At 41.6% G+C, this 26119-nt stretch carries 28 protein-coding genes and 1 other RNA gene; 19 read left to right on the forward strand and 10 right to left on the reverse strand.

Annotation, left to right across the window (positions count from 1 at the left end; translation table 11 throughout):
- Nucleotides 1–48: 48 nt before the first annotated feature.
- The 7 genes from ACESPO_RS07460 to ACESPO_RS07490 all read left to right on the forward strand — a co-directional run bounded on the left by ACESPO_RS07460 (nt 49) and on the right by ACESPO_RS07490 (nt 5000).
- Nucleotides 49–186, forward strand: coding sequence for a FeoB-associated Cys-rich membrane protein (locus ACESPO_RS07460; RefSeq protein WP_008974998.1), 138 nt, complete (start codon nt 49–51; stop codon nt 184–186).
- Nucleotides 165–686: a transcriptional repressor gene (locus ACESPO_RS07465; protein WP_499788647.1), complete on the forward strand. Its 522-nt coding sequence runs from the start codon at nt 165–167 to the stop codon at nt 684–686. Before ACESPO_RS07460 ends, ACESPO_RS07465 begins: the two co-directional genes overlap by 22 nt.
- Nucleotides 687–897: 211 nt before the next feature.
- Complete coding sequence (locus ACESPO_RS07470) at nt 898–1221, forward strand: DUF6110 family protein (RefSeq protein WP_499788648.1); 324 nt, start codon at nt 898–900, stop codon at nt 1219–1221.
- A 153-nt stretch (nt 1222–1374) separates the two neighbouring features.
- A complete protein-coding gene (locus ACESPO_RS07475) occupies nt 1375–3414 on the forward strand; it encodes a heavy metal translocating P-type ATPase (protein WP_499788685.1) in 2040 nt (679 codons plus the stop codon).
- Nucleotides 3415–3596: 182 nt separating this feature from the next.
- Complete coding sequence (locus ACESPO_RS07480) at nt 3597–4190, forward strand: DUF3793 family protein (protein ID WP_009262308.1); 594 nt, start codon at nt 3597–3599, stop codon at nt 4188–4190.
- A 57-nt stretch (nt 4191–4247) separates the two neighbouring features.
- Complete coding sequence (locus ACESPO_RS07485) at nt 4248–4679, forward strand: flavodoxin (protein ID WP_336305212.1); 432 nt, start codon at nt 4248–4250, stop codon at nt 4677–4679.
- Nucleotides 4680–4706: 27 nt separating this feature from the next.
- The gene (locus ACESPO_RS07490; protein WP_008975002.1) at nt 4707–5000 is read left to right on the forward strand and encodes a DUF2325 domain-containing protein; all 294 of its coding nucleotides are present in this window, start codon (nt 4707–4709) and stop codon (nt 4998–5000) included.
- Between the two features lie 109 nt (nt 5001–5109).
- Here ACESPO_RS07490 and ACESPO_RS07495 read toward each other — a convergent pair whose 3' ends face one another.
- On the reverse strand, nt 5110–5586 hold the full coding sequence (locus tag ACESPO_RS07495; protein WP_009262306.1) for a hypothetical protein: 477 nt from the start codon (nt 5584–5586) through the stop codon (nt 5110–5112).
- 6 nt (nt 5587–5592) lie between these two features.
- On the reverse strand, nt 5593–5898 hold the full coding sequence (locus tag ACESPO_RS07500; RefSeq protein ID WP_008975004.1) for a hypothetical protein: 306 nt from the start codon (nt 5896–5898) through the stop codon (nt 5593–5595).
- Nucleotides 5899–6108: 210 nt separating this feature from the next.
- Between ACESPO_RS07500 and ACESPO_RS07505 the strand changes: the two genes are divergently transcribed.
- Together ACESPO_RS07505 and ACESPO_RS07510 are read left to right on the forward strand one after the other, a co-directional pair.
- On the forward strand, nt 6109–6834 hold the full coding sequence (locus ACESPO_RS07505) for a phosphatase (protein WP_009262304.1): 726 nt from the start codon (nt 6109–6111) through the stop codon (nt 6832–6834).
- 89 nt (nt 6835–6923) lie between these two features.
- The gene (locus ACESPO_RS07510) at nt 6924–7211 is read left to right on the forward strand and encodes a YerC/YecD family TrpR-related protein (protein WP_008975006.1); all 288 of its coding nucleotides are present in this window, start codon (nt 6924–6926) and stop codon (nt 7209–7211) included.
- A gap of 82 nt (nt 7212–7293) precedes the next feature.
- On the opposite strand, the gene ACESPO_RS07515 is transcribed toward ACESPO_RS07510, so the two are convergent.
- Complete coding sequence (locus ACESPO_RS07515) at nt 7294–7743, reverse strand: GNAT family N-acetyltransferase (RefSeq protein ID WP_009262303.1); 450 nt, start codon at nt 7741–7743, stop codon at nt 7294–7296.
- A gap of 272 nt (nt 7744–8015) precedes the next feature.
- Here ACESPO_RS07515 and ACESPO_RS07520 point away from each other — a divergent pair, with 272 nt between their 5' ends.
- The 6 genes from ACESPO_RS07520 to ACESPO_RS07545 all read left to right on the forward strand — a co-directional run bounded on the left by ACESPO_RS07520 (nt 8016) and on the right by ACESPO_RS07545 (nt 16533).
- The gene (locus ACESPO_RS07520; RefSeq protein ID WP_009262302.1) at nt 8016–8615 is read left to right on the forward strand and encodes a TVP38/TMEM64 family protein; all 600 of its coding nucleotides are present in this window, start codon (nt 8016–8018) and stop codon (nt 8613–8615) included.
- Between the two features lie 19 nt (nt 8616–8634).
- A complete protein-coding gene (locus tag ACESPO_RS07525; protein WP_120105315.1) occupies nt 8635–9888 on the forward strand; it encodes a glycosyltransferase family 4 protein in 1254 nt (417 codons plus the stop codon).
- A complete protein-coding gene (locus ACESPO_RS07530) occupies nt 9791–10807 on the forward strand; it encodes an LTA glycolipid anchor biosynthesis glycosyltransferase, IagA/BgsA family (protein WP_318265147.1) in 1017 nt (338 codons plus the stop codon). The genes ACESPO_RS07525 and ACESPO_RS07530 overlap by 98 nt, the downstream gene beginning before the upstream one ends.
- A 254-nt stretch (nt 10808–11061) precedes the next feature.
- On the forward strand, nt 11062–12750 hold the full coding sequence (locus ACESPO_RS07535; RefSeq protein WP_009262298.1) for a phosphoenolpyruvate carboxykinase (ATP): 1689 nt from the start codon (nt 11062–11064) through the stop codon (nt 12748–12750).
- Nucleotides 12751–12984: 234 nt separating this feature from the next.
- Nucleotides 12985–14136 (forward strand): Gfo/Idh/MocA family protein, encoded by a 1152-nt coding sequence (locus tag ACESPO_RS07540; protein ID WP_336305218.1) that lies wholly within the window; start codon nt 12985–12987, stop codon nt 14134–14136.
- Between the two features lie 171 nt (nt 14137–14307).
- A complete protein-coding gene (locus ACESPO_RS07545; RefSeq protein ID WP_499788649.1) occupies nt 14308–16533 on the forward strand; it encodes an alpha-galactosidase in 2226 nt (741 codons plus the stop codon).
- Here the strand turns inward: ACESPO_RS07545 and ACESPO_RS07550 are convergent.
- The 7 genes from ACESPO_RS07550 to ACESPO_RS07580 form a co-directional block, all read right to left on the reverse strand.
- Nucleotides 16521–17387 (reverse strand): AraC family transcriptional regulator, encoded by an 867-nt coding sequence (locus ACESPO_RS07550; RefSeq protein WP_120105317.1) that lies wholly within the window; start codon nt 17385–17387, stop codon nt 16521–16523. The two genes, ACESPO_RS07545 and ACESPO_RS07550, sit on opposite strands and share 13 nt — an antisense overlap.
- A 91-nt stretch (nt 17388–17478) precedes the next feature.
- Nucleotides 17479–17787 carry a hypothetical protein gene (locus tag ACESPO_RS07555; protein ID WP_116441326.1) on the reverse strand — a complete coding sequence of 103 codons (309 nt, stop codon included), beginning with the start codon at nt 17785–17787 and terminating at the stop codon, nt 17479–17481.
- Between the two features lie 120 nt (nt 17788–17907).
- Entirely contained in the window at nt 17908–18351 is a 444-nt protein-coding gene (locus tag ACESPO_RS07560) for a GNAT family N-acetyltransferase (protein WP_499788650.1), read from the reverse strand.
- A gap of 298 nt (nt 18352–18649) precedes the next feature.
- Nucleotides 18650–18988 (reverse strand): hypothetical protein, encoded by a 339-nt coding sequence (locus ACESPO_RS07565; protein WP_009262293.1) that lies wholly within the window; start codon nt 18986–18988, stop codon nt 18650–18652.
- A gap of 358 nt (nt 18989–19346) precedes the next feature.
- A complete protein-coding gene (locus ACESPO_RS07570; protein WP_119987912.1) occupies nt 19347–20000 on the reverse strand; it encodes an ABC-2 transporter permease in 654 nt (217 codons plus the stop codon).
- A complete protein-coding gene (locus tag ACESPO_RS07575) occupies nt 20000–20848 on the reverse strand; it encodes an ATP-binding cassette domain-containing protein (protein ID WP_119987915.1) in 849 nt (282 codons plus the stop codon). The genes ACESPO_RS07570 and ACESPO_RS07575 overlap by 1 nt, the downstream gene beginning before the upstream one ends.
- Nucleotides 20849–20850: 2 nt before the next feature.
- Nucleotides 20851–21222: a GntR family transcriptional regulator gene (locus ACESPO_RS07580; protein WP_009262289.1), complete on the reverse strand. Its 372-nt coding sequence runs from the start codon at nt 21220–21222 to the stop codon at nt 20851–20853.
- Between the two features lie 166 nt (nt 21223–21388).
- Here ACESPO_RS07580 and ACESPO_RS07585 point away from each other — a divergent pair, with 166 nt between their 5' ends.
- The 4 genes from ACESPO_RS07585 (at nt 21389) to ssrS (ending at nt 26097) form a co-directional block, all read left to right on the forward strand.
- Nucleotides 21389–22333, forward strand: a complete 945-nt coding sequence (locus tag ACESPO_RS07585; protein ID WP_499788651.1) for an AAA family ATPase — start codon at nt 21389–21391, stop codon at nt 22331–22333.
- A gap of 37 nt (nt 22334–22370) precedes the next feature.
- On the forward strand, nt 22371–23474 hold the full coding sequence (locus ACESPO_RS07590) for a DUF58 domain-containing protein (RefSeq protein WP_499788652.1): 1104 nt from the start codon (nt 22371–22373) through the stop codon (nt 23472–23474).
- 14 nt (nt 23475–23488) lie between these two features.
- Nucleotides 23489–25810 (forward strand): transglutaminaseTgpA domain-containing protein, encoded by a 2322-nt coding sequence (locus ACESPO_RS07595; RefSeq protein ID WP_499788653.1) that lies wholly within the window; start codon nt 23489–23491, stop codon nt 25808–25810.
- Between the two features lie 103 nt (nt 25811–25913).
- Nucleotides 25914–26097, forward strand: a non-coding RNA gene (gene ssrS / locus ACESPO_RS07600) — 6S RNA.
- Nucleotides 26098–26119 lie beyond the last annotated feature (22 nt).

Here is a 26119-nt window from a genome sequence, read left to right on the forward strand (position 1 = left end):
AAAGAGATAGATTATAAACTGAAAAATTATTAAAAAGGAGGAAGGAATATGGGAACAATTGTTGCAGGAATGATCGTTGTAGGGTTAGTAGCGCTCGCAGTGAGAAGCATGGTAAAAGATAAGAAAAATGGAAAATCACTTCACTGTGGCGGAGATTGTAAACATTGTGGTGGGCACTGCCATTAGAGAGAAATAGTTTTCATTTTGGAAAGGACGGTATGAGCCAAAACATGACAGGACAGATTAAAAAAGTAAATGAGACAGGCAACTATCGGCGGACAAAGATGAAAAAAGAGATGGTTCTTCAGAAACTTCGGGAGCAAGGTTGCCGGATTACGCAACAGAGGCAGATCCTTTTGGATATTATATTGGAAGAAGACTGTTCTTCCTGCAAGGAAATTTTTTACCGGGCATCTAAGCTTGATCCGGGAATTGGGACGGCAACGGTATATCGTCTTGTCAATAAGCTGGAGGAGATTGGTGCGATCAGCAGGAAGAATATGTATAAAATTGCCTGCGATGAGGAAAATGGCAGCAGAGAAGTATGCAGAATTGAGATGGAGGATCATACTGTACGGTACCTGTCATCAAAAAACTGGAATGAAGTGATTCTTGCAGGGCTGAAAAGCTGTGGATACATCGGAACGCAAAAAGCAAAAGCAGTTGTGATTGAGTCTTGTGTTTGAGACTGATCGTGATAGGACTTTAAAAGATAAAATTTCTCAATAACAGAAAAATAATGGAAATTATCCGCAGGCAGGATTATAATGACAAAAATATTGTAGGAGGGAAGAGGCAGATGAAAAACCATAGATTTTGGGCATGGGCAATGGTCGCATGTCTGTTCATGACACTCTACACAGGCTACAAACATAAATAAATCTAGGAGGGATAAAAATGTTAGATTGTTTTAAATGTATTAACATGAAGAAAACAGGAATCTTTGCGGCAGGAGTTTTGTTTGGTACAGCAGGAGTAAAGCTGCTTGCGAGTAAAGATGCGAAGAAAGTGTATACAAACTGTACCGCAGCAGTACTCAGAGCAAAAGAATGTGTGATGAAGACAGCAACAACAATCCAGGAGAATGCAGAGGATATTTACGAGGAAGCAAAGGAGATTAACGCAAAACGTGCTTCGGAAGAAGAGGCAGACGTATTTGAAGAGGTCGAAGAAGTTGCGTCGGAAGCTTGTACTGATGATGAAACGGAGAGAGAGCTCTAATTGCAGAGAACAGGATGGAATTAACAGAGAGAACACTTGCGGATTTCTTGCCAAAAGGCGAACAGGATCAGCAGGTGTTTCCTTTTAGTTGTTCTACATATGGAAAAGAGGTAAACAGTGAGATTTAAGATAAAACATGAAATAGAGGGACGAATGCGGGTACATTTTCCGGGAAGTACAATGACATACCGACAGGCGGATACATTACTTTATTATCTGGAAAATAAAAGTGAAGTAATCTCTGCGAAAGTATACGAGCGCACTGGGGATGCGGTCATTCGTTACAAGGGAGAGCGACGTAGAATATTGGAAATGCTGCGTAGCTTTTGTTATGATAAGGTAGTTGTTCCGAATGAAGTACTTGAGACATCAGGCAGGGCACTGAATGCAGCATATCAGGAAAAAATTATAGATAAAATTTTATTCCGATGGATGCGTAAGTGGTTTCTGCCTTATCCGATGACGGCACTGTATACGGCTGCAATGTCTGTCAAATATATTTATCAGGGATTAAAAATACTGTGTAAAGGAAAAATAGAAGTTCCGGTTCTTGATGCGACTGCCATCGGCGTTTCGATTCTGAGAAATGACTTTGACACAGCATCTTCCATTATGTTTTTCCTTTCTATCGGAGAATTGCTGGAGGAGTGGACACATAAAAAGTCTGTGGATGACCTTGCGCGTATGATGTCGCTCAATGTAGAAAAAGTATGGATAAAAAAGAATGATCAGGAAATCCTTGTTGCGGCATCAACCGTAAAAAAAGGAGATTTAATCGTTGTACATATGGGAAACGTTATCCCGTTTGACGGTACTGTAATAGAAGGAGAGGCTATGATTAATCAAGCTGCGTTGACTGGAGAGTCTGTTCCAGTAAGAAGAAGCAGTGAAGATTCTGTCTATGCCGGAACGGTATTGGAAGAAGGAGAGATTACCCTGCGTGTGGAGAAGACTGGTGGTTCGAGCAGATTTGAAAAAATCGTGACGATGATTGAAGCATCCGAGAAGTTAAAGTCTTCGCTGGAAGGAAAGGCAGAACATTTGGCGGATCAGTTGGTTCCATATACGTTTGCAGGCACAGGACTAGTATACCTTCTGACAAGAAATGTGACAAAGGCGCTCTCGGTACTGATGGTAGATTTTTCCTGCGCGATGAAACTGTCAATGCCGATCTCAGTACTATCAGCTATTCGTGAGGCGAGCAAATATCATCTGACTGTAAAAGGCGGAAAGTACCTAGAAGCTGTTGCAGAAGCAGACACGATTGTTTTTGATAAGACAGGAACACTCACAAAAGCTCATCCGACGGTTGTGGATGTCATATCGTTTAATGGAGATGATCCGGATGAACTGTTAAGAGTGGCGGCATGTATGGAAGAGCACTTTCCACATTCCATGGCCAAAGCGGTTGTGTATGCGGCCAAGAAGCGGAATCTGGAACATGAAGAAATGCATTCCAAAGTAGAGTATATGGTAGCCCATGGAATCTCAACAGAGATTGAAGGAAAGCGGGCGGTGATAGGAAGCTATCATTTTGTATTTGAAGATGAGAAGTGTCGGATTCCAGAAGGAAAAGAAGAACTTTTTGAGAGTCTTTCCGGGGAATACTCACATCTCTATCTCGCGATGGAACAGGAACTTGCAGCAGTGATCCGCATCGAAGATCCTCTGCGGGACGAAGCAGTGGAAGTGATCCGCCTGCTAAAAGAGGAGGGAATTGCAAATATTGTTATGATGACTGGGGACAGTGAACGGACAGCAGCTTCCATTGCGAAAAGAGTGGGCGTGGATGATTATGATTCGGAGGTGCTTCCGGAAGAGAAAGCGAGATTTGTGGAGAAGGAGAGAGCAAAAGGAAAGAAAGTTATTATGATTGGAGATGGCATCAATGATTCTCCGGCGCTGTCAGCGGCAGATGTCGGCATTGCAATCAGTGACGGCGCAGAGCTTGCAAGGGAGATTGCGGACATTACAATCAGTGCAGATAACTTGTATGAACTTGTTTTGTTGAAGAGACTCAGTGACAGATTGATGCAGCGGATTGGAAGAAATTATCGACTGATTGTTGGAATTAACGCTGCACTCATTGCCCTTGGAGTGGCAGGAATTCTGCAGCCGACATCCTCTGCATTGTTTCATAATACATCAACACTATTCATTGGGCTGGATAGTATGAAAAATTTAATGGAATAGCATATCAAAAAGCGTGTGAGAGATAAGAAGTATCCTTGCTGTCTGTACAGATGGCAGGATACTTCTTCTTTTTTAACGGAAAGATTATTGAGAAAAATAGATCAATAAAAGTATTGACGAATCAACTTGAATTAGATAATATAAACATAAATTAGAAACAACTAACAAGAGAAGGAGGAAACATGAGTCAGGAAATATTTGAACTTGTGAAGGGGATGGATTTCAAAAAGATCGAAACACAGCTTGCTCTGCAATGTGCACCATTGATCATGGGACTGAAAGTTTCTAATCTTTTTATCATTCCAGCGGAGAATGAAACAGCAGTAAAAATGGTTTTGAAGCACTCAGGAATCTCTTATTTCCGGCTACTCCGGACGACAGAAAAGATCACATATCTTCTATATCGCAGAAAAGATCTAGAACAAGTGATAGAACATCCAAAGATGAGGGATTTCTTTCAGAAAGAAGGATATGGGCAGTTGACATTAGGAGCTATTTTGTATACCTTTCAGAAACGTTACGAATCTTATATGACAGCAGGAGGAATGTTTCCGCATGAGATGGGTCTGCTTCTTGGATATCCGCTCGATGATGTCACAGGATTTATAGAGCAGAAAGGCAAAAATTATCTTTATGCAGGATATTGGAAAGTATACACGAATATGGGAGAGAAGATTTGCCTGTTTCAGGCATTTGAAGAGGCAAAAGAAGCATTGATCCAAGCGGTTGCCAGAGGAATTCGGATAGAAGAACTAGTCCGGGGATGTGTGGCATAAAAATACATTGTCGATGAAAAAAGAAGCAGAGACAAGGAAAAGATAAGGAGGAAGATCATGGATAAAATTTATGTAGTATATTGGTCACAGACAGGAAATACAGAGGCGATGGCTGAAGCGGTCGCAAGGGGAATCCGTTCAGAAGGAAAAGAAAGTGCGGTTGTAGAGGTGGGAAGCATCTCACCAGAAGAATTAAAGGAAGAGGCAGTGTTTGCACTTGGCTGCCCGGCGATGGGAGCGGAAGTGCTGGAAGAATCAGAGATGGAGCCTTTTGTGGAAACATTGGAAGCATTTGTGAAAGGAAAGACAGTTGGCTTGTTCGGTTCTTACGGATGGGGAGATGGAGAATGGATGAGAGACTGGGAAGCGCGTATGCAGCAGGCGGGAGCAAATGTCATCGGAGGAGAAGGTGTGATCTGTCAGGAGACACCGGATCAGGAGGCATTGGAAAAGTGTGAAGAGCTCGGGAAAAATCTTGCAGATTTGTAGACAGAAGAGAAAAGAAAGGACAGAAAGATGAGCGTTGTAATTGTAGGAGGCCATGACCGGATGGTTTGTCAGTATAAAAAAATATGTAAAGGGTATAAGTGTAAAGCGAAAGTATTTACACAGATGTCTGCAAATCTAAGTGAACAGATTGGCACTCCGGATCTGCTGATCTTGTTTACGAATACCGTATCTCACAAGATGGTACGCTGTGCAGTTGCAGAAGCAGAGAAATGCAACGCAGACATTGTGCGATGTCATACAAGCAGCAAGAGTGCATTGACAGAGATTCTTGAGAATGTATGTGCTTCTTCTGTTTGCTAAGAGGATGGTAAAAAAAGAAAAAAGTAGTTGTAGGCGGCAGAAGTAACTGCCGCCTTTTGCATTGTGTTTCGTGCCATAGCGGATCAAAACAGAGTTTTGTGCAAGGAAGTCAGCACATAACAATAATCTTCCTCGGGACGATCTGAGCGGGAATGCTTTTCGTGGCATTTGTGTAATAGACGATCAAAAGGCGATCCGCAAGAGAGCAGCGGAATGGCTGCCCATTTGATCCGACGATGTCGGTGGCGGGGGAAACATTTAGTTTTAGTGTATTGTCGTTGTTTGTGAGAGTTTCATCAAAATAGTCTACGGTGATCGTTTCATTTGGCTGCTTCCTCCCAAGGATGACAGCACGGTACTGAGGAGGATAGATAAGTGGAACAGGAACCTGGGCATCGTAAAAAGCCGCGACAGTCATGCCGCGGCGAAGGCGTACTTCACTGATGACATACGTATCACTTGATACGACAACTGTGACAGTACCTTCAGATGTCTGCAAAGTGACAAGGGAGCTGCAACATTCATCGCCGAAAGGACGAATGTTTTGAATCGTTCCTTCCAGCGGGACAAAAGAAAAGTTAGGCATAAAATATTACTCCTGTTTTTCCCCAGTATATGCAGAAGAATATTTTGTGGCACCACTCTCATTCGAATCCAGTTTAGGAGGTTCAAACGGATAGATTGCCTCATAGGATTCCAGTTCAGCAGAGGAGGACGGTGCAGAAGGGATCAGTCCTGTGCAGTCCCATGCAGAAGCTGCAGAAGAAAGATAATCGTAAGAGTCAATGATCTCCTGATTGGTTAGTGTTTGTTCGGAAATTGGCTGAGTATCAGAAGAGATTTTTCCGGCAGGTGCAGCTGTACCGCCTTTTGCAGATTGTTCAGTAATTGGTTTCATAAAAAACTCCTTTCCCGTCTGTAAGTCGTTGATATCCGGTAATAATTTTTTTTAAGATAGAAAAGATATCATAAATAGTATGAGCGGAAAGGAGAAAAATTATGTTTTCAAATGCAGAAAGGCGATGGTATAATAAAAATTGTCAAGAGAGAACTCAGGTAAGAACAATGAGCAAAAATAAAAAAATCGAGATAGAAAAGAGGAAGTATTATGAAGATTGCAATAGATACACATTCACATACGATTGCGAGCGGACATGCATACTGTACGATTCGTGAAATGGCATCGGCAGCTGCAAAGAAGGGATTGCAAGGACTTGCGATTACAGAACATGCTCCAACGATGCCGGGAACCTGTCATCCATTTTATTTTTCTAATTTAAAAGTGATTCCGAGGCAAATGTCGGGAGTGGAGATGCTTTTTGGTGTGGAGTTAAATATTTTAGATGCAGATGGAACAATTGATCTTTCAGAAGCACTGTTAAAAGAGATGGATCTTGTCATTGCAAGTCTGCATCTTCCATGTTTTGCAAAAGGTGCAACTAAGGAAATATATACGGAAGCTTATTTAAAAGTGATGAAAAATCCATATGTGAATATCATCGGGCATCCCGACGACGGAAGGATCCCGGTAGATTATGAAAAAATCGTGGAGGCTGCTGCAAAGTATGGAAAAATCTTAGAGGTGAATAACTCCTCTCTGACACCGGGAGGGTTCCGTCAGAATGCGCGTGAGAATCAACATACGATTTTGGAACTTTGCAAAAAATATAAAGTACCTGTGACACTTGCCAGTGATGCACATGTAGATAGTGATGTGGGAAATGTGCGTTATTCTCTGGAAGTTGTACGAGAATGTGGATTCCCGGAGGAGCTGGTCGTCAATACGTCGATAGAGAAATTGAAAAAGTATATAGGAAGATGTCCAAAGGGATAGGAGTTGTCAGATGAAAAAATCAGTGGACTTTACAAATTTACTGTGATAAAATAGAGGACAGATAAGAGTCTGACAAAGGAGAGAAAAGAATGAGTAAGCAGATTAGGACGGAAGCGACAGATCTATTGTTTGATGCAATTTTGAGTTTGAAAGATAAAGCCGAGTGTTACACTTTCTTTGAAGATATCTGTACGATTAATGAGTTAATGTCATTATCACAGCGTTTTGAGGTGGCCAAGATGCTTCGGGAACAGAAGACATATTTGGAGATCGCCGAGAAGACCGGCGCATCTACAGCGACGATCAGCCGTGTCAATCGGTCATTGAACTATGGAAATGATGGATACGATATGGTATTTGAGCGTATCGGAGAATAGAAAGAGAAAAAAGAACGGAATAAAAGAAGCAAAAGCCTTGCAGGAGAGAATCTTGCAATGGTTTTTGCTTCTTTTTTTGGCTCTATAAGAGGTTTTTTCGAAGATAAATCATATCTTTTAACTGAATGCCACATTCATAGATCGTATGGTCGTAGTTTTTAACAAAAAAATCTTTTACTGCATGGGAGCGGACAAATCCGCAGGCTTCATAAAATGGAATGGTAAGCGGACTGTCTCCGGTACCAACCTGGAGGATGGAATACTGATTGTGGTAGGTTTCCTCTATAAATTTGATCAGCATTCTGCCATAGCCTTTCCGGTGGAAATGTGAATCCGTTGCAATGTTTTTTATCTCCAGAATACCATCACCTTCATCGGTGACAACACAGACCCCTTTGACTCCATTGTCGTCCAGTATGTACATAGTACCACGTTCCAGATAGCGATCGATCATATCCTCCTGCTCATCTGCAAGGAGCAGAAGAGGCAGATATTGTTTCTTGTTTGTAGTGACTTTTTTTATCTCTATCATAAAAAACTCCTTTATTCTACTGTTATTACATGTGCATTACTACATTGCTGTTGGCAATCAGGTAAAACAAAAAGTTTCATGATTCGCTGTTTTGTAGATTGTATCATAAAACGCAGATGAAAGAAATGAAAACCAGATAAAATCTATAAAAAATAAAGGTCGGATTGTATTTTGAATATCCAAAGAAAATCTTTCATTTTTCTTAATAATCCCCTCAAGATAACTTAAATTTATGCTGATATGATAAGGAGTATACAAAAGGGGGTATGTAGATGAGTAAGCAATCAGTGAGATATACGATTCATTTTTTAACAGCAGTCAGCATAACAGCAATGGTATTGTTTGTAATATATGGAATGCAGAACGGACTGTTTACAGACCGGACGAAGATGGAAATGTTGATAGAGCGGGGAGGAATCTTTGGACCACTGTTCTTTATCTTCATTCAGATGGTACAAGTGGTAGTTCCGATTATCCCTGGCGGGATTTCCTGTGCAGCAGGTGTGATTTTGTTTGGACCATGGATGGGACTTCTATACAATTATATCGGGATTGTGATTGGATCGATGATTAATTTTTATCTTGCAAGGCGGTATGGACAGTGTTTTGTAAAAGATTTTGTCAAAGAAGAAACATATGAAAAATATGCACAATGGCTTGAAAAAGGAAAGAAATTTGATAAGTTTTTTGCAGTTGCGATTTTCTTTCCATGTGCGCCGGATGATTTTTTGTGTATGTTGGCGGGACTTACAAAGATGTCATGGAAGCGGTTTTCTGCCATTATTTTACTTGGAAAACCAGGATCGATTGCCATCTATAGTCTGGCACTTGTCTATGCGGGAACGTGGATCAGTGGTTTGCAGTTGATATAGACAGAAGGAGGAGAGCATTATGAAGATACTTATTACAACAGATTTGTTTAGGCCTGCAATCAACGGTGTCGTGACATCTGTCTTGAATTTGGAGAGGGAATTAGAGAAGAACGGACACGAGGTAAAGATTCTTGCAGTGTCAGATACATGCAGTACCTATCAGATGGAAAATGTGTACTATATTCGTTCTGTTCCGGCAAAAATCTATCCGGATGTGCGAATTCCGGTATCGCGGGGCAGGGCATATGTGCAGGAGATTATCGAGTGGAATCCAGATGTCATTCACAGTCAGTGTGAATTTTTTAGTTTTGGCTTTGCAAAACGAATTGCAAGGAAAACAGGAGCAATATTGCTGCATACTTATCATACGTTGTATGAGCAGTATACAGAGTATGTTCCGTTTGGAAAAAACGTAAGTCGAGAGATGCTTGGAAAATGGATGAAAATGCGGCTGTCTTGTGTAGATGCTGTGATTGCTCCAACAAAGAAGGTGGAACGTACGCTCAGAGAATATGGATTGACAGAGAGTGAAATTGCGGTGATTCCATCAGGAATCTGTCTCGATAAATTTCAGCAACCGTGTGAGGAGGAAAAAATCAAACAGCTTCGGATCAAGTATGATATTCCACAGGAGGCGATGGTGTTGTTAAGTCTTGGAAGACTTGGATTTGAAAAACGAGTCGATGAATTAATTTATGGAATGTGTCATTTGGTCAAACATGGGGAAAATGTGCGGCTGCTGATTGTCGGGGATGGACCAGCGAGAGCAAGTCTGGAGGAACTGACAGAGAAACTTCGACTTGGAACTTATGTAAAATTTACTGGGATGGCAGCACCGGAAGATATAGCAAATTATTATCAGTTAGGAGATCTTTTTGTCTGTGCATCGACAAGTGAGACACAGGGACTTACCTATATAGAGGCGATGGCGAGTGGATTACCGCTTGTGTGCAGGAAAGATGCCTGCCTGTACGGGGTACTTGAGGAAGGCGGAAATGGTTATTCTTACGAGAACTTAAACGAATTTTCAGAGATCGTCAGCCGTATCTTAAAGGAGCCTTTATGGATGGAAAAGGCAGTGGAGCATAGCCGGAACAACGCACGGAAATTCGGGACAGAGCAGTTTGGAAATATGGTACTGAATCTGTATCAAAAGGAAGTATGGAGAGGAGAATATGAGAGAAATGAAAGTATTGCTTTATGCGAAAAACGAGAAGATTGTGTCGAGAAGTGGAGTCGGACGTGCAATGTCCATGCAAAAAAATGCTCTTAAGTCGGAGCAGGTAGAACTGACCTGTGATCCTCGGGAAGATTTTGATATTGTGCATCTAAATACGGTATTTCCAAGTGATTATCATATGGCAAAGAAGGCAAAAAGAGAAGGAAAGAAAGTAGTGTATCATGCCCATTCGACAAAGGAAGATTTTCGAAACTCCTTTGTGGGATCCAATCTGACGGCGCCTCTTTTTAAATGGTGGATCATGAAATGTTATCAGATGGCAGATTTGATCCTGACACCGACGGAATATTCAAAATCGCTATTGAACGGATATGGGATCAAGAATCCGATAGAAGTGATTTCAAACGGAGTGGATACTTGTGAATTCCAGAAAAATGTACTGGATCGAGAGTCTTTTCGAAGAAAATATGGATTTCGCAACGAGGACAAGATTGTAATGTCGGTTGGGCTGTACTTTGAACGAAAAGGAATTCTTGACTTTGTGGAACTGGCAGGGAGAATGCCGGAGTATCAGTTTATTTGGTTTGGATATACACCAGAACTTCAGATTCCAAAGAAGGTCAGAGATGCGATTCACACGGATTTGCCGAATCTGACATTTGCAGGATATGTACCAAAGGAAGAGTTAAAGAAGGCGTACAGCAGTTGTGATCTCTTTTTATTTCCATCGTATGAGGAAACAGAAGGAATTGTTGTACTGGAAGCACTCTCCTCGCAGATTCCGGTTATTTTAAGAGATATTCCGGTTTATAAAAACTGGCTTGAGGATGGGCGGGATGTGTATAAATGTAAAAATAACGATGAATTCTGGGTGCGTGTCCATCAGATATTGCAGTGTCAGATACCGCTTTTGATAGATAGTGGTAGAATGAGAGCAAAGGAGAGGGATGTGCTCTGTCAGGCGAAAAAATTGAAATATTATTACAGTGCACTTTGCAAAAAGAATGCATAGTGAATTTTTTAACAAATAAATTGCATAATACTATGTGAGTGCCATGTAAATAAAGGACAAAAACACACGAGATACGATAAAAATGCAGGAAAATAAAAATAATCCTGCATTTTTCTTAGTTTTTCAATAAATTCAACAAAAAAATGAGGTATAAATGAATGATAAAAATTGTAAAATTTCAATAAAAAGATTGACATTTTGAAAACAAAATGAGATAATGAATGCAAATTCGGAATTTAAGGAGGATATCGAATATGTCAACAAAAGCTTATTATCCAATTAACGAAATCGGTGCTGGAAAACCAGGTTTTTCAAAAACACGTTCTATCATCGAAGCTGCATTTTATGGAAACAATGTAGTGAAAGTAAATACTTTAAAAGAAGCTTATGAGTTAGCAAAAAATTCACCAGGAACAATCGTGACAGATATGCCTGTATATAGAGGAGAAGAATTTGGTCTTGAGAAAGATGCAAAAGTTCTTTTATTCAATGACGGAGCAGTAACAGGACGTTACGCAGCAGCTCGCCGGATCAAAGGAGAGCCGGGAGTAGATTCTGCAAAGCTTGACAAAGTAGCGATGGATGCTATCTATGAATCACGTTGGAAAACAATGTACCACGCAGAAGTATTCGTAGGTCTTGACCCAGAATTCATGGTAAAAGCACATCTTCTGATTCCGGAAGGCGAAGAGAATATCATGTACAACTGGATGCTCAACTTCCAGTACATGTCAGATGAATATGTGAAAATGTATAAGAAATCAAAACCAGTCGGAGAGGGAAAAGAACCGGATATTTATATTTTCTCAGATCCACAGTGGATTCCACAGGAAAGACCAGACGTAGATTTCAGCTGTCTGAGTGATCCGCTGACCTTATGCTATTTTGATACTGCAGAGAACTGCGCATGTATCTTAGGTATGAGATATTTCGGAGAGCATAAAAAAGGAACATTGACAATGGCATGGGCAATCGCAAATAGAAACGGATATGCTTCCTGCCATGGTGGACAGAAAGAATACACACTTGCGGATGGTTCTAAGTTCGTAGCATCCGTATTCGGACTTTCTGGATCAGGTAAATCTACACTGACACATGCAAAACATGGTGGAAAATATCCGATTACAGTATTACATGATGATGCATTTATTATCAATACAGACACATGTTCTTCGGTAGCATTAGAACCGACTTATTTTGATAAGACGGCAGATTACCCAACTGGATGCCCGGATAATCAGTATTTATTATCTGCTCAGAACTGTTCTGCTACTATGGACGAAGAAGGACATATCCAGTTAGTGACAGAAGATATCAGAAATGGTAACGGACGTGCAATCAAGTCAAAATTATGGTCACCGAACCGTGTATATAAGATCGATGCTCCGGTAAATGCAATCTTCTGGATCATGAAAGATCCTACTATTCCGCCGGTAGTAAAATTAAAAGGAGCTGCACTTGCATCCGTAATGGGAGCGACACTTGCAACAAAGACATCCACAGCAGAGCGTGTTGCAGCAGGAACAGACTTAAATGCACTCCGTATCGTTCCATATGCAAACCCATTTAGAACATATCCACTGATAAATGATTATGAGAAGTTCAAAAAATTAGTGGAAGAAAAGAATGTAGACTGCTATATCGTCAATACAGGTGACTTCATGGGCAAGAAAGTACAGCCAAAAGATACACTTGGAATCTTAGAAGCAATTGTAGAAGGAAAAGCAGAATTCAAACAGTGGGGAGCTTTTGAAGACATTGAGATCATGGAATGGGAAGGATTTGTTCCGGATCTGAATGACGAAGAGTACAAGGCACAGTTAAAGAATGCAATGCAGAATCGTGTCAATGCAGTAGAAGGATTTGCCGTAAACAAAGACGGATACGACAAACTTCCGGAGGAAGCATTGGAAGCACTGAAAAAACTGGTAGCAGAAATTTAGATATTGCCAGTTGACTGTTCGAAAAAAGAATAAATGATTTCATGAAGATACTCTGGCCATACCTTAGAAAAGAGAGGAGGTCAGGGTATTTTTGCCTATTTTTGGAAAGAGAAGTGAAAGGTAACATTTTTGTCAATGCATCAGGATTTTTTATTGACGGAGAGTGTGGTTCCGGTGATAATAAGTATCAACAGAAAAAATAGAAAAGAAATTTTAAGGAAGAAGGAAATAAGATTGAAGAAATTAGGGATTATAGGATATGGTTTGCGAAGTGAAACGATGATGAAAGCATTTCAAGGAATCCAAGCACCAGTTCAGGTTGCTGCAGTTGCAGATCCACTTTGGTGCCAGAAGCAGGAAGCATTTGCACAGACAGCAGAATTTGCACAGACTGTTTTTTATGAAACAGCGGAAGAGATGTTGGAAAAAGAAAGGTTAGATGGTGTGCTGATCGGAACACGCTGCAATCAACATACGAAATATGCGGAGTTGGTATTTCAGAAAAAGATACCATTGTTTTTAGAAAAACCAGTTTGCATTAATGAAGAACAGTACCAGCGCCTGCTACATGCATCGGAAGGGATGCGCGGACAGACAGTTGTATCCTTTCCGCTTAGGTTTACTTGTATTGTAAAAGAAATGAAAAAATTAGTGGATAGTGGAGAACTGGGAGAAGTTCTGTCCGTACAAGCAACGAATCATGTGCCGTATGGCAGTGTTTACTATCATAGCTGGTATCGGGATGATTCCCTGACGGGAGGACTGTTTTTACAGAAATCAACACATGACATGGATTATATTACTTACATTTTGGGGAAACGTCCGGTGAGTGTTGTGGCAAAGACTGCAAAAATGTATTTCAAAGGAGAAAAAGAGGCAGGGCTTTGCTGTGAGGATTGCAGCGAATATCATACCTGTCCGGAAAGTAGCTTTGTTGTGAAAACAGAGCGGAAAGAGGAACCTACCGGGAAATATTGCTGTTTTGCAAAAGATACTGGAAATGAGGATGTAGGAGCGGCGATTTTCACTTGTGAAGATGGAACGATTATTTCTTATCACCAGACATTTTTTGTCAAAAATAATGCTGGACGACGGGGAGCGCGCTTTATAGGGTCGAAAGCAAGTGCAGAATTTGACTTTTATACAGCGACACTTCGAGTAGACTATTATGATGCAAAACACAGTGCAGAACATAGGTTTACATATCCAGAAGGCTTGGTACATTTTGGGGGAGATGAGCAGCTTGCAAAAGCTTATGTAGATGTTCTGGAAGGGAAGGATAGCAGGTCGGATTTATGTGCAGGGCTTGCAAGTGCAGCTGCTTGTCTTGCTGCGAAGAAAGCAGCGGAGAATGGAAAAGAAGAACACATTTTTTATGGATTTTAGATAAAATTTTGAAATCCAACATTTGGACAAATAATACCGACATCTGCAAATTGAACTGGGGACAGATTCCGATATAATAGAAATCAGTAGATGCAACGATAGGACCGAACAGAGATGGGTGGTGCAGTCCATCAGAGAGGCGGTTGGATGACTTGAGAAGGAGGAGATCAGATGCCAGTAATTTATCATGAGGAAAGTAGAAATTTTCATCTGTTCAACGAAAAAATCAGCTATATTTTTACGATTTTAAAAAACGGACAGCTTGGACAGTTATATTTTGGGAAGCGGCTCAGAGACAGGGAGAGTTTTAATCATCTTTTGGAATTTTGTGACAGACCAATGTCTGTATGTACATTTGAAGATGACAGTACTTTTTCGATGGAACATATCCGTCAAGAGTATCCGGCTTATGGCAGCGGAGATATGAGATATCCGGCCCAGGAGATTTTGCAAAAAAACGGAAGCAGAGTGACAGAATTTGTTTATAAAAGTCATCGACTTTACAATGGAAAGCCAAGGTTAGAAGGTCTTCCGGCCACTTATGTGGAAGAAGAGAAAGAAGCAGTGACACTTGAGGTGACACTGGAAGATTCACTGATTCAGACAGAATTGATCTTGACGTATACAATCTATGAAGAATTTCCGGTCATTGCAAGAAATGCAAAATTTTACCACAAGGGGGAGGAGAGTATTCTTCTTGACCGTGCGATGAGCCTGAGTCTGGATCTGCCGGATAAGCAATATGAGATGATCGAACTGACCGGAGCATGGGGAAGAGAGCGTGCAGTCAAAACAAGGAAGCTGGAGCATGGGATTCAGGCGGTGTACAGCATGAGGGGATCTAGCAGCAGCAATTATAATCCGTTCCTTGCATTAAAGCGCCCGGAGACAACGGAAACTTTCGGGGAAGCGATCGGATTTAGCCTTGTATACAGCGGAAATTTTCTCGCACAGGCAGAGGTGGATACTTATGATGTGACAAGAATTACAATGGGAATCCATCCGGATCGTTTTTCTTGGGAATTAAACAAAGGAGAAACGTTCCAGACACCTGAGGCAGTGATGGTCTATTCTGACGAGGGTCTCAATGGAATGAGCCAGATTTTTCATAAGTTGTACCGGACAAGACTGGTGCGGGGAAAATACAGAGACGAGGTAAGACCGATTCTGATCAATAACTGGGAAGGAACGTATTTTGACTTCAATGAGGAGAAGATTTTAAAGATTGCCGGAAAAGCAAAAGAACTGGGAATTGAACTGTTTGTGCTCGATGATGGATGGTTTGGAGAGCGTAATGACGATTTCACCTCTCTGGGCGACTGGTATCCGAATCTGCAGAAGCTCCCGGGAGGGATTGCTGGACTTGCCAAGAAGATTGAGGCGATGGGATTAAAGTTTGGCCTGTGGTTTGAACCGGAGATGACAAACAAAAAAAGCAGGTTGTATGAGGAACATCCGGACTGGATCTTATCGACACCGGGAAGGAACGTTTCTGTCGGAAGGCATCAGCTTGTGCTTGATTTCTCCAGAGAAGAAGTAGTAGACGGAATTTACGATCAGATGGAGAAACTTTTGAGAGAAGCTCCAATTTCTTATGTGAAATGGGATATGAACCGGAGCATTTCGGAAGTCTATTCACATGGTTCCGAGGCAGAAAAGCAGGGATCTGTTTTCCATAAATATATTCTCGGAGTATATCATTTATATGAAAAATTGACGGAGCAGTTTCCGGAGATTCTATTTGAGTCCTGCGCCAGCGGAGGTGCAAGATTTGATTCGGGACTTCTATATTATGCGCCACAATGCTGGACTTCGGATGACACAGATGCTGTAGAACGTCTGAAGATTCAATATGGCACTTCATTTGTCTATCCGGTAAGCAGTATGGGATCCCATGTATCTGCTGTGCCAAATCATCAGGTATTGAGGAATACTCCGTTAAACACACGGGCAAATGTAGCTTATTTTGGTACATTTGGTTATGAACTTGACGTTACTTCGATGGAGGAAGCGGAGTTGGAGGAAATCAAAGAGCAGATTGTGTTCATGAAGGCGCATAGAGAATTGATTCAGAAGGGAACGTTTTATCGTCTGAAAAGCCCGTTTGAGGGAAATGTGACAGCATGGATGGTTGTATCCGAAGATCAGAGCCAGGCACTGGTTGGTTATTATCGTGTGCTGGAACCTGTGAATGCAGGATTTGAGCGATTGCATCTGGCAGGACTAAAGGAAGGAGCTGCCTATCAGATCAGTGACCGGAAAGAAATTCTTTTCGGTGATGAACTGATGCAGGCAGGGCTTGTTGTCTCTGATGCAGCTGCAGGGCAGAATGGAGAAAAATATAACGGAAGAAATGGAGATTATCAGTCTCGGTTATATTTCCTTCAGGAAGTGTAAGTCTGATGCTCATTTCGATACTGCGAAGGGCTGATCCCGGTCACTTTTTTGAATGCCTTTGAGAAAGAAGATATATTTGCGTAACCACAGGAGCAGGCAATGTGTTCTACACTCAAGTCAGTGTAGGTAAGAAAATCAACCGCCTTTGTAATCCGATATTTCATCAGAAATTGCTGAGGGGACAAATGTAGTGTGCGTACAAACAGCTCTGTCAGATAGCTGCGGTTCAGGGAAAGATAATCTGCAATTTCCTGAACAGACACCGGATTCTGATAGTTTTTATGAATATACGAAATGGCGCGGCTTACATAGAGGCTGTTGCCATTTTCTTCTTTCTGTCTTGGGTGCGAAGACACTTCGATCAGATAGGACAAAATCTTCATTAAGATCCCTTGAATATGGACTTCACAAGAATAACTTAGTGTATGGTGTGCGATCATATCATCGATATCAGATCGGATCAGATCTACATCAGGACAGCGAAAGACCGGAGTTCGGGAAGAAATGCCTGCAAGGTCAAGATAGTGAGATACCTGTTCTCCAGAAAGTCCAATCCATGCGTAGGTCCACGGATGCGCTTCATCCGCCTGATAGAACGTCAGCTCATTTGGGCAGATCAGAAAGCCCTGTCCTTTTTCAAGATGGTAGTGTTGATCATTTGCATAGAAATCTCCGCGGCCGTCGAGACAGAAGTGGAGCAGATAGCATTCCCTCACCGCGGGGCCGAAGGAATAGAGAGAAGGACATTTCTGCCTTCCGCAAAATAGAGTATAAATATCCCGGAACAAACTGTTAGACACCTCCAGATAGGAGTCAGCAGGAATGTATTCCGGGATTTTTTTTGATAGCTTCATAATAAAAATAGGACCTCCTGAATAAATGAGAAACATGTGTACAGTCTGGACAAAATTCCAGTAGAAAAGAATATACTGTGGGTATCTATGATTAGTGAAAGAAGGACTTCTTCTGCAGTGTTTCAAAATCTTTCTTCCATTCTAAACCGGAAACACGAAATCCTAAAAATCCGTGTTTCCCTCCTGGCCTTACGACGTATACTATTTTTAACAAGTCGGATGTCCGAATGATGCGTCGGGAAATACCATACTTTTCGCAAAAAAGCCGGATGGCATGTCTTGGAGAATTTGCTTCGATATAGATGGTATCAAAATGTGCCGGAATGCCAAAGTCACGTTCGATGGCACATAACTTTTCCGCATTTAATTCTACGCCAAAGGTAATTTTATATTGTTGCATGATGGCCTCCTAAGTGCATGATTCTATATAGAGGGATTCAGAGTATTCTCGTACAATCGCTTCTGCTTGAAAAATGGCAGTAATTCAATATTCATAAATTTGATCAGCTCCTTAAAGTTATTATGAAAGCTGGTATGTATAAGTCTCTTCTCCAGTTTTTATAAAACCGATAGACAGAAACATTTTCTGACTCTGAGTGTTAAAAGGATAGATCTCTGCGATAATCTGATCCATTCTTTTTTCTTTTGCAAGTTCAATCATTTTTAGGATACAGCGTCTTCCAATCCGCTTATTTTGAAAGTCTTTGCATACAACAATGCATACTTCCTGATCATTGCGGAGAGTGACATCGCCGACAAGAGTTCCCTGATACTGGATATAGAAGCAGTCTCCGTGGGTACTGAGAAATGAATACATTTTTTGCAGCCGTTCAAGGGAATAGGTACAATCAATGTTGTCAACCTGCCTGCATACATCCAGATCTTGATACCATGGAAGCGCAGTATCATAGTTTGGATAGTAAGGAATTAAAGTGATTTCGGAATCAATTATAAGAGGTTTCATAGTTACCTTCCTTTCTCGGTTATCTAATGTGTCGTAAAACTGCTTGCTTTAGCGATAGGGAGTGTCGATCAGATAGAAAAAAATAGTATGAACCATTTACATTTATCTGTTTATTGCTTTCAGTGTAAGAAACGGATACTGCATGACGCTCCAGCCACCGCGGATAGAGACTTGGAGTTCATAATCGGCATAAAAGTGGGGAGAATTTCAGAATGTCTGCCAGTTTGCACTTTGCCCCGGTGATGCGGTGATGCTTGGGAATTTCAGAAATATAATGTTTGCAGTAGCTGGAAGCCTGCTAGCGTCGATCAATATTTCGGCAGACATAAAAGCCGTACTGATTCAGAAGTGTCAGAACTGTCTTGAACCAGACAATCCCTCCGAAGAGTGCAAGGATCGTTACTCCGATGTTGATTGCACGAGATGCATTCATCATCGGGCGGATTAGTTCGATCAATGCCCAGATCGGAGCCAGAGAGAGGGCAAACAGAAGAAGGAATCCGGTGATCCCATGTTTTTGTGTGATCTTTGGAAATTCAAATCGGATCTTGCAGTTTGTACAGGAGTCCGGAAGACCGAATTTTAAATCAATTTTTCTGCCGCAGTTGGCACAGTAAAGTTCTTTTTTTGTAAACATATTTTCATTCCTCCATTGTGTCCGGTCACGGACAAAATTATATAAAAATATAATACCATTTCCATACAGGAACGTCACGAATTTTATAATAAATTTAGAAATGGCTGGTGAAAGGATCGCTACATTGACAAGTGGAGATAAAAAATTTGAAGAAGAAAAGCGAATGTAAGAAAGCCGTGAGAAGAGCTCATAGTATGAGGGACTGCTCACGGCTTTTGTATGAATGTTAAAGGTGATTTTTGTCAGTATTCTTCTTATTCTTACGATGTTTTTTGATTGCTCTGTTTCTGAGAGGAATACCGATACCTAAAAGCAATCCAATTGCCAGAATAGTCAGATCCATAAACACACCTCACTTTTAAAATTCTTTTTTGTTCAGGATAGATTGGCTGACAAGGCATGAGACAGCCAAAGCAGTGATTGCAAGAAACAAAAAGAATAAAATATAAACACGCGGATCGATTTGTGAAAGTCTTTTTGTAAGTGGATAGAAATCTATTTTCATATATTCAGCTATTTTTGTAAGAAGGATTCCGGCCACAAATAGAAATCCCATCATACCTAAGATAGCGATTCTTCCTTTTTCACCGCCAAATTTTAAAACGAAAGGAAGCATGATTGACAGAAGCAAAAGGATGACAGGAAGCAGAGTACATGTGGTCAGAAACATTTCCCGCAGATTGCCTTTGTCTGTAATGAGGATGGAAAAAAAGCTGATGAGTGTTCCTAAAAATAAAGAAGCGATTCCACAAAGGACTCCAAAAGTATATTTTTCTAACACATACTCTTTGCGTGTGATCGGCAGAGAGAACAGAAAAGCATTTCCGTTGTCAAATTCGTCGTAGCTGATAGAACTCAATGAAAATAGTGAGCCGACAAAACCTAAGAAGCCGATTGCAAACGAAGTTCCCGGCGATAGTGTGATCATTGCCAAAGCAATGGCGACGATAGCCAAAAAGAAATTTTTCTGTCCTTTCATTAATTTAAAATCTTTGATTAATAATCCTTTCATTATGCAGCACCTCTGATCATCATTGTGATTACTTCGTCTATAGTTCCTTTTTCAATTGCGATTTGCGGATAGTTTTCGGCGTAATACTGCTTTTGATTGGTCAGGCAGCTATATCCGTAACTTTCCTTTTTGGAGCGCAGCAGATATTGTTTATCCAGTCCGGCATATGCTTCGTCATCAACTTTAAGCAGTGCATAATCGCTTAACAATACATCGGTGTCCTCATGCAGGATGATCGTCCCCTGATGTATCATATAGAGATCATCGCAGATTGACTCCAGATCGCTGGAAATATGAGAACTGATTAAAATAGAGTTTCCGTCCTCTTTTGCCATAAAATCTCTTAAGAGTTCCAGCAATTCATCTCTGGCTATCACATCCAGTCCTGCCGTTGGCTCATCGAGAATTAACAGTTTTGCATGGTGTGAGATCGCGGTTAAAACTTTTACTTTCGCTTTCATGCCTGTTGAAAAATCCTTGATCTTTTTGTCGCATGGAAGTTGAAATTTTTCTACTTGTTCCAGGAAGAATGATTTGTCAAAATTTTTATATAGGTTTTCCATGATAGGGAGGATGTCGTTGATGGTCAAATATCCGCTGAAACCAGAATCAGAAAGGACTACTCCCAAATCTTGCTTATCTTTTGCTGTAAACTGAGCAAGTGGTTTTCCGAGGATTGTGATATCACCATGTTCATAAGAAATCAATCCTAAAATGGCTTTAAAGGTAGTGCTTTTTCCGGCACCATTTTGACCGATCAGCCCAGTGACATGACCTCGCTTTACTTCCAGAGAGCAGTCTAGTGAAAAGTTTTCATAGCTTTTTTTTAAGTGTTCAATTTTTAACATAGTTATCCCTCCAAAATCAGTTCAAATAAGCTTTTGATATCTTCATCACGGATGCCGTAACGCCTGCCTTTTTGAATGGCCTGCTCTAAGTCAGCCTCTAATTCTTTTTTTTGTTCTTCCAGTAAAAGTTCCGGATTTGTTGCGGCAACGTATGTTCCTTTTCCGTGGACGGTCACTGTAAATCCTTCACTTTCTAAATTGTCGTATGCTTTTTTTACAGTCAAAGCACTTATTTTCAATTCTTTTGCAAGTGAACGGACAGATGGAAGATTATCATTTTCTTTTAGTTTTTCATTTCGAATCAATGTTTTCACTTGTTCTACAATTTGCTCGTAGATAGGTGTCATTGAAGAATGATTTATAATAATTCTCATTTTGTACCCCTTTCTTTACAAACAGTATATAACAGATACAAACTGTTGTCAAGTGTTATACACTGTTTATAAAGAAGAAGTTAAATTTTAAGGTGCAGAAAAGATAAAAGATGCAGAAATAGTGGGGGAATGCTATACTAAAAAGAAAGGTCAGGGGGATGGTCGTATGCAGTATATGGAACTGGCGCAGGAGATAATAAAAGAAGTAAAAAGAGTAGTAATCGGAAAGGATGAGTGTATCTGGAAGGCGCTTGCTGCGATTCTTGCAGGGGGACATATTCTGATTGAAGATATTCCGGGAGTAGGAAAGACGACATTGGCACTTGCGCTTGCAAAAAGTATGGGGCTGGACTGGAAGCGGGTACAGTTTACACCAGATATCCTTCCATCAGATCTTGTCGGATTTTCAATGTACCAGAAGGAGAGGGATCAGTTTGTTTATCAGGCGGGAGCGGTGATGTGTAACTTATTTCTTGCAGATGAACTGAATCGAACATCGCCGAAGACACAGTCGGCGCTTCTTGAAGTGATGGAGGAAGGGACAGTCACAGTAGATCAGGTCACACGGGAAGTTCCGAAGCCATTTTTTGTCATTGCGACGGAGAACCCGATGGGTTCCACCGGCACACAGATGTTGCCGGAGTCACAGTTGGATCGCTTTATGATCTGTATGACGATGGGATACCCGGATATTCGCCATGAGATTGAAATTGTAAAAGGGAATCAGAAACGGCAATCGGAACGGTTGGTGCATTCCGTGATCTCTGCATCAATGCTTCAGCAGATGCAGGAATATGTGGAGGAAATTTACGTCCATGACCGTGTCTATCAGTATATCGGAAGTCTGATACAGATGACGAGGGAACATCCTATGATTGCATATGGTGTCAGCCCCAGAGGAACGATCGCTCTTGCGAAGATGGCGAAAGCGACCGCATTTTTACATGGGCGGGAATACTGTACTCCGAAAGATGTGCAAGATGTGTTTTTGGCGGTGACGGCGCATAGGATCTCTCTGAATGCAAAAGCGAGAGCGCAGAGAGTGGACAAGGAAGAGGTGCTTTGGGAAATTCTCCGTCAGGTTTCGGCTCCGCTGCCGAATCGAGGATAAAAGACCAAAGGCAGTGCGTGGAAAGGAGATACGGCAGATGAGAGGAAAAATAGTCTATGCGGGAATACTGGCAGTGACGGTATATTTGAATATGCTGTACCATTGGGAACTTGGGAATTTTGTCCTGGCATTTGAAGGAATGTTTCTGCTTCTTTTGCTTTGTAGTGCAGGAATCTCGTGGAGTGGTGTGTCGGCAGAGTGGAAGCATACGAAACTGTTTGTGGAGGAGGGGGAAGCACTACAAAGTCAGATATTTGTCAGAAATCGTCTGTGTATTCCAGTATGTAAGCTGCGGATAGATCTGAGTTATCAGTATGCGGGAGAGGAAAAGAAGAGGAAAGAAAGACTGTGGGTTGCAGTGCGTGCAAAAGAAAAGAAACAGATTGCTGTCAAACATTTGCAGAAATATTCGGGCAAAGTATGTGCAGAGTTAGTAGACTGCCGTGTATATGATGTGTTGGGAATCTGGTCATTTCGGAAACGAATGAAAAAGAAAGCAGAAATATTGATTTTTCCAAAGACATATCCGATTGTGACGGAGGTAACTGTTCAAACAAGTAATTTTTCTCTGGAAGGTGAGCGATTTTCAGAAGAGGTGAGCGGCGATGATCCGTCGGAACTTTTTGCATTGCGGGACTATCAGCCGGGTGACCGGATGGCACGCATCCATTGGAAACTTAGTGCAAGGAAGGGAGAATGGTATGTGAAAGAATTTGGAAGACCTGTTGGAACAGCGGTGCTGCTTTTATTGGAACCTGTGTGGAAAGAAGGGGGACAAAGCGCCGCAGAGATCAGCAGGTATCTGCAGACAGCGGTATCACTTGTAAGAAGTCTTTTGGATGCGGGATGCAGCCATGTAGTGAGCTGGATCATGGAGAATGGGGAACTAGAGCGGGCGAGGATTTTTACAGAAGAAGATGTTTATTTGTTTGCAATCCGATTTCTTGAAACATGGGGAGCAGGAAAATCGTCACAAGAGAGCCTTACAGAAAGTTACAGGAGCATTTATCCACAGGAGTTGTATCATACGATACTTTCTTGGCGAGGAGAAGGCGGTTTTTTCAAAAATGAGGAACAGATTTTTGCAGATCATCTGATAGAAAGTCAGGAGTGGCTAAGACAGTGTGTGTTGGAAGTATGAGGGAGGGGTGCAAGATGGAAACAGCGTGGAGTGTGTTCTATGGAGCAGTAGGGACGCTTGGCATGTTGCATGGAATCGCAGATGCGTTTCAGATTCCATATGATCAAAAAATGATTTTCATCTGGATTGTACTCTCCTCTGTGATCTGGGGCATTGCGTTTGGCTGGAAACGGCACAGAAAATATCTGTTTCCAGCGGCAGTGGGACTGTTTGTATGGATCGGACTTTGGAGAAGGAAGGAAATCTGTGAGGGGATTTGTCGCAGTATGGAGCGAATGACGGAGGCGGTCAATGCGTATTATCAGTTCTCATGGGACGCTGTGAAGTATGTGAAGACAGGGGGAATTTCTACCGAGCAGACAGCAATCCTTGCGGCGGGGGTCCTTGTGAGTGGTCTTCTTGTTGGAGGATTTTTACAAAAGAAGGGCAGAATACTTTTGGCAGTGTTGTTTGCATTTGGTTTTCTCGCGCCATTCCTGGTTGGAAGAGTTCCAGAAAATCGTACGGTGTGGGAGTTGCTGATAGGAATCATGGGACTTCTGGCAATGCAGACTGCGCTGCCGGGAAAACAAAGGAAGATAAAATTTTTCGGAACGGCAAACGGAATGCTGATCGGAATCGCAGCGATTGCATTTGTGGGAGGTGCGTGTATTCTGGAACTGTTGTTACAAACAATTTTTCTGCCGGACAGTCCAAAACAAAAACTCGTATTAGAAGAACTGTGGCAGGATATCCGAAGAAGTACCAGAGAGAATGTGAGGACAGATATTGCAGCAGGAGGTATTGGAAATGGAGACTTATCTGCGGCGGATCGGCTGGAACCGGGAAAAGAGCCCCAGCTGAAAGTGACAGTCGGGGAAAAACCACAGACGGATCTGTATTTGTATGGATATATTGGAGCAGATTACAATAGAAAACAGTGGGAAAGACTGGAGAGCAGTGCGAGAGATCAGCTTGGAAGGCGAGAGGCACTGGAAGAGAGAAAAGGGGATGTCTATCGCTGGCTGAAGGAAAAGAAGGATGAAAAAAAGCTGTCTGTGGAGTATGAGGATACAGAGAAGGCATATGAATATCTTCCGTATGGGAGCAAGATCAGAAATGAGCAGGAAGTATGGGGGGATACCTATGTGAAAGGAACCGGGAAAACGACGTATACGACTTCTTTTTGCGAACTATCAGAGGCTGACTGGCAGGAACGCACCGGAAAAAAGTGTGAGGAGATTCTTAGAAAAACGTCAGAGTATGATTTGTTTGTCAGCAAACAGTATCTTAAGATTGATGCAGAACAAAAGAAAAAACTGCAGCAGATCCCACTGGAGGGTGAAACTCTCTTTGAAATTTCAGCAGCGATGGAGCAATGGCTGGGCGCGCATACAAGTTATAGTCTGTCACCGGGAAAGGTTCCGTGGGGAAAAGAATATGTAGAATATTTTCTGTTTGAGAACAAAAAAGGATATTGTGCGCATTATGCGACGGCGGCAACATTACTCTTCCGCAGTCATGATATTCCGGCGCGATTTGTTTCCGGATACCTGATAGGTAAGGAGCAGTGGAAAACTTCCGATGATGGAACTTATCAGGTGACTGTAACCGGGGCAGATGCCCATGCATGGACAGAAATTTACACGGGTGACGGAATCTGGATTCCAGTGGAGCTGACACCAACTTACGGAAGAGACGATACATCAAAAGCGCATGGGACAGATTTGGAAAATGTTTCCCCGGAAGTATCTGGTGAGGATTCGCAGAGAGTCAGTTCTGACAGCCAGATGGCAGAATCCAATATTCCAAAAGAACATGAGACCGGGACAAAAGAAGCGAATGATAAAAATGTGGAAAATCAGCAGCAAGGTACAGAAAAAAATGCTGCAACAAATGTGGATGTAGAAAAAGAAGACAATGGAACGAAGAGTAATTTGTTGATAAAACGAATAAAACAGCTTCTGTTGTTTATGCTGATGAGTATCATAAGTTTTGGCGCATGGCGCTTTTACAAGGTGCAGCAGCGCCAGGGGATATTTGCAAAGAACAGAAATGAGAAAGCACAGACGATCTTTTCCAGTCTCTATGAAGTACTCCGGTTTGCCGGGATGGCAGAGAATGACTGCCTCGGGGATGAATTCGGGCAGGAGGCGAAAAAAGTCTGTGATAAAATGGAAGTGCAGATAAAAGCGGCACAGCAGACAGCGCTTAAAGCGTGGTATAGCGGGGACACCATTTCTGCTAAAGAAGAAAGAGAACTCTGCAGAACATATCGGAACGTGTGCAGATTGATTGCGGAAAAATTGACTTTCCGGGAAAAGATTTTGTTTTATTTTACAAAATGTTTTTTGTAAAAGGTACTTTTTGTAAAAACAAAATGAAAACTGAAAAAAATCTAAGTAAGAAGCAGTTGAAATCTTGAAAGACATCATGTATAATGTACCTAGAACAAAAGAGAAATACCTGGGATGTTCGACAATTCTGTTATTTTGAACCTACAATACTTTAAACGGGATTCTTATATCTCTGTAATATGTCAGGCCACCGATCGAAGCAGTGGAAGACAGAAAAGCAGATGCGGTTGCCCACCTAGCGGAATGCTAGGAGTCAAAAGACAGAAAACGGCACCTCCGGGGAAAGCTTACAAAAGAGAAAGGCAGTCG

Source organism: Coprococcus sp. HPP0074, from assembly GCF_964238105.1.
In the GTDB taxonomy this organism is placed as follows: domain Bacteria; phylum Bacillota; class Clostridia; order Lachnospirales; family Lachnospiraceae; genus Faecalimonas; species Faecalimonas umbilicata.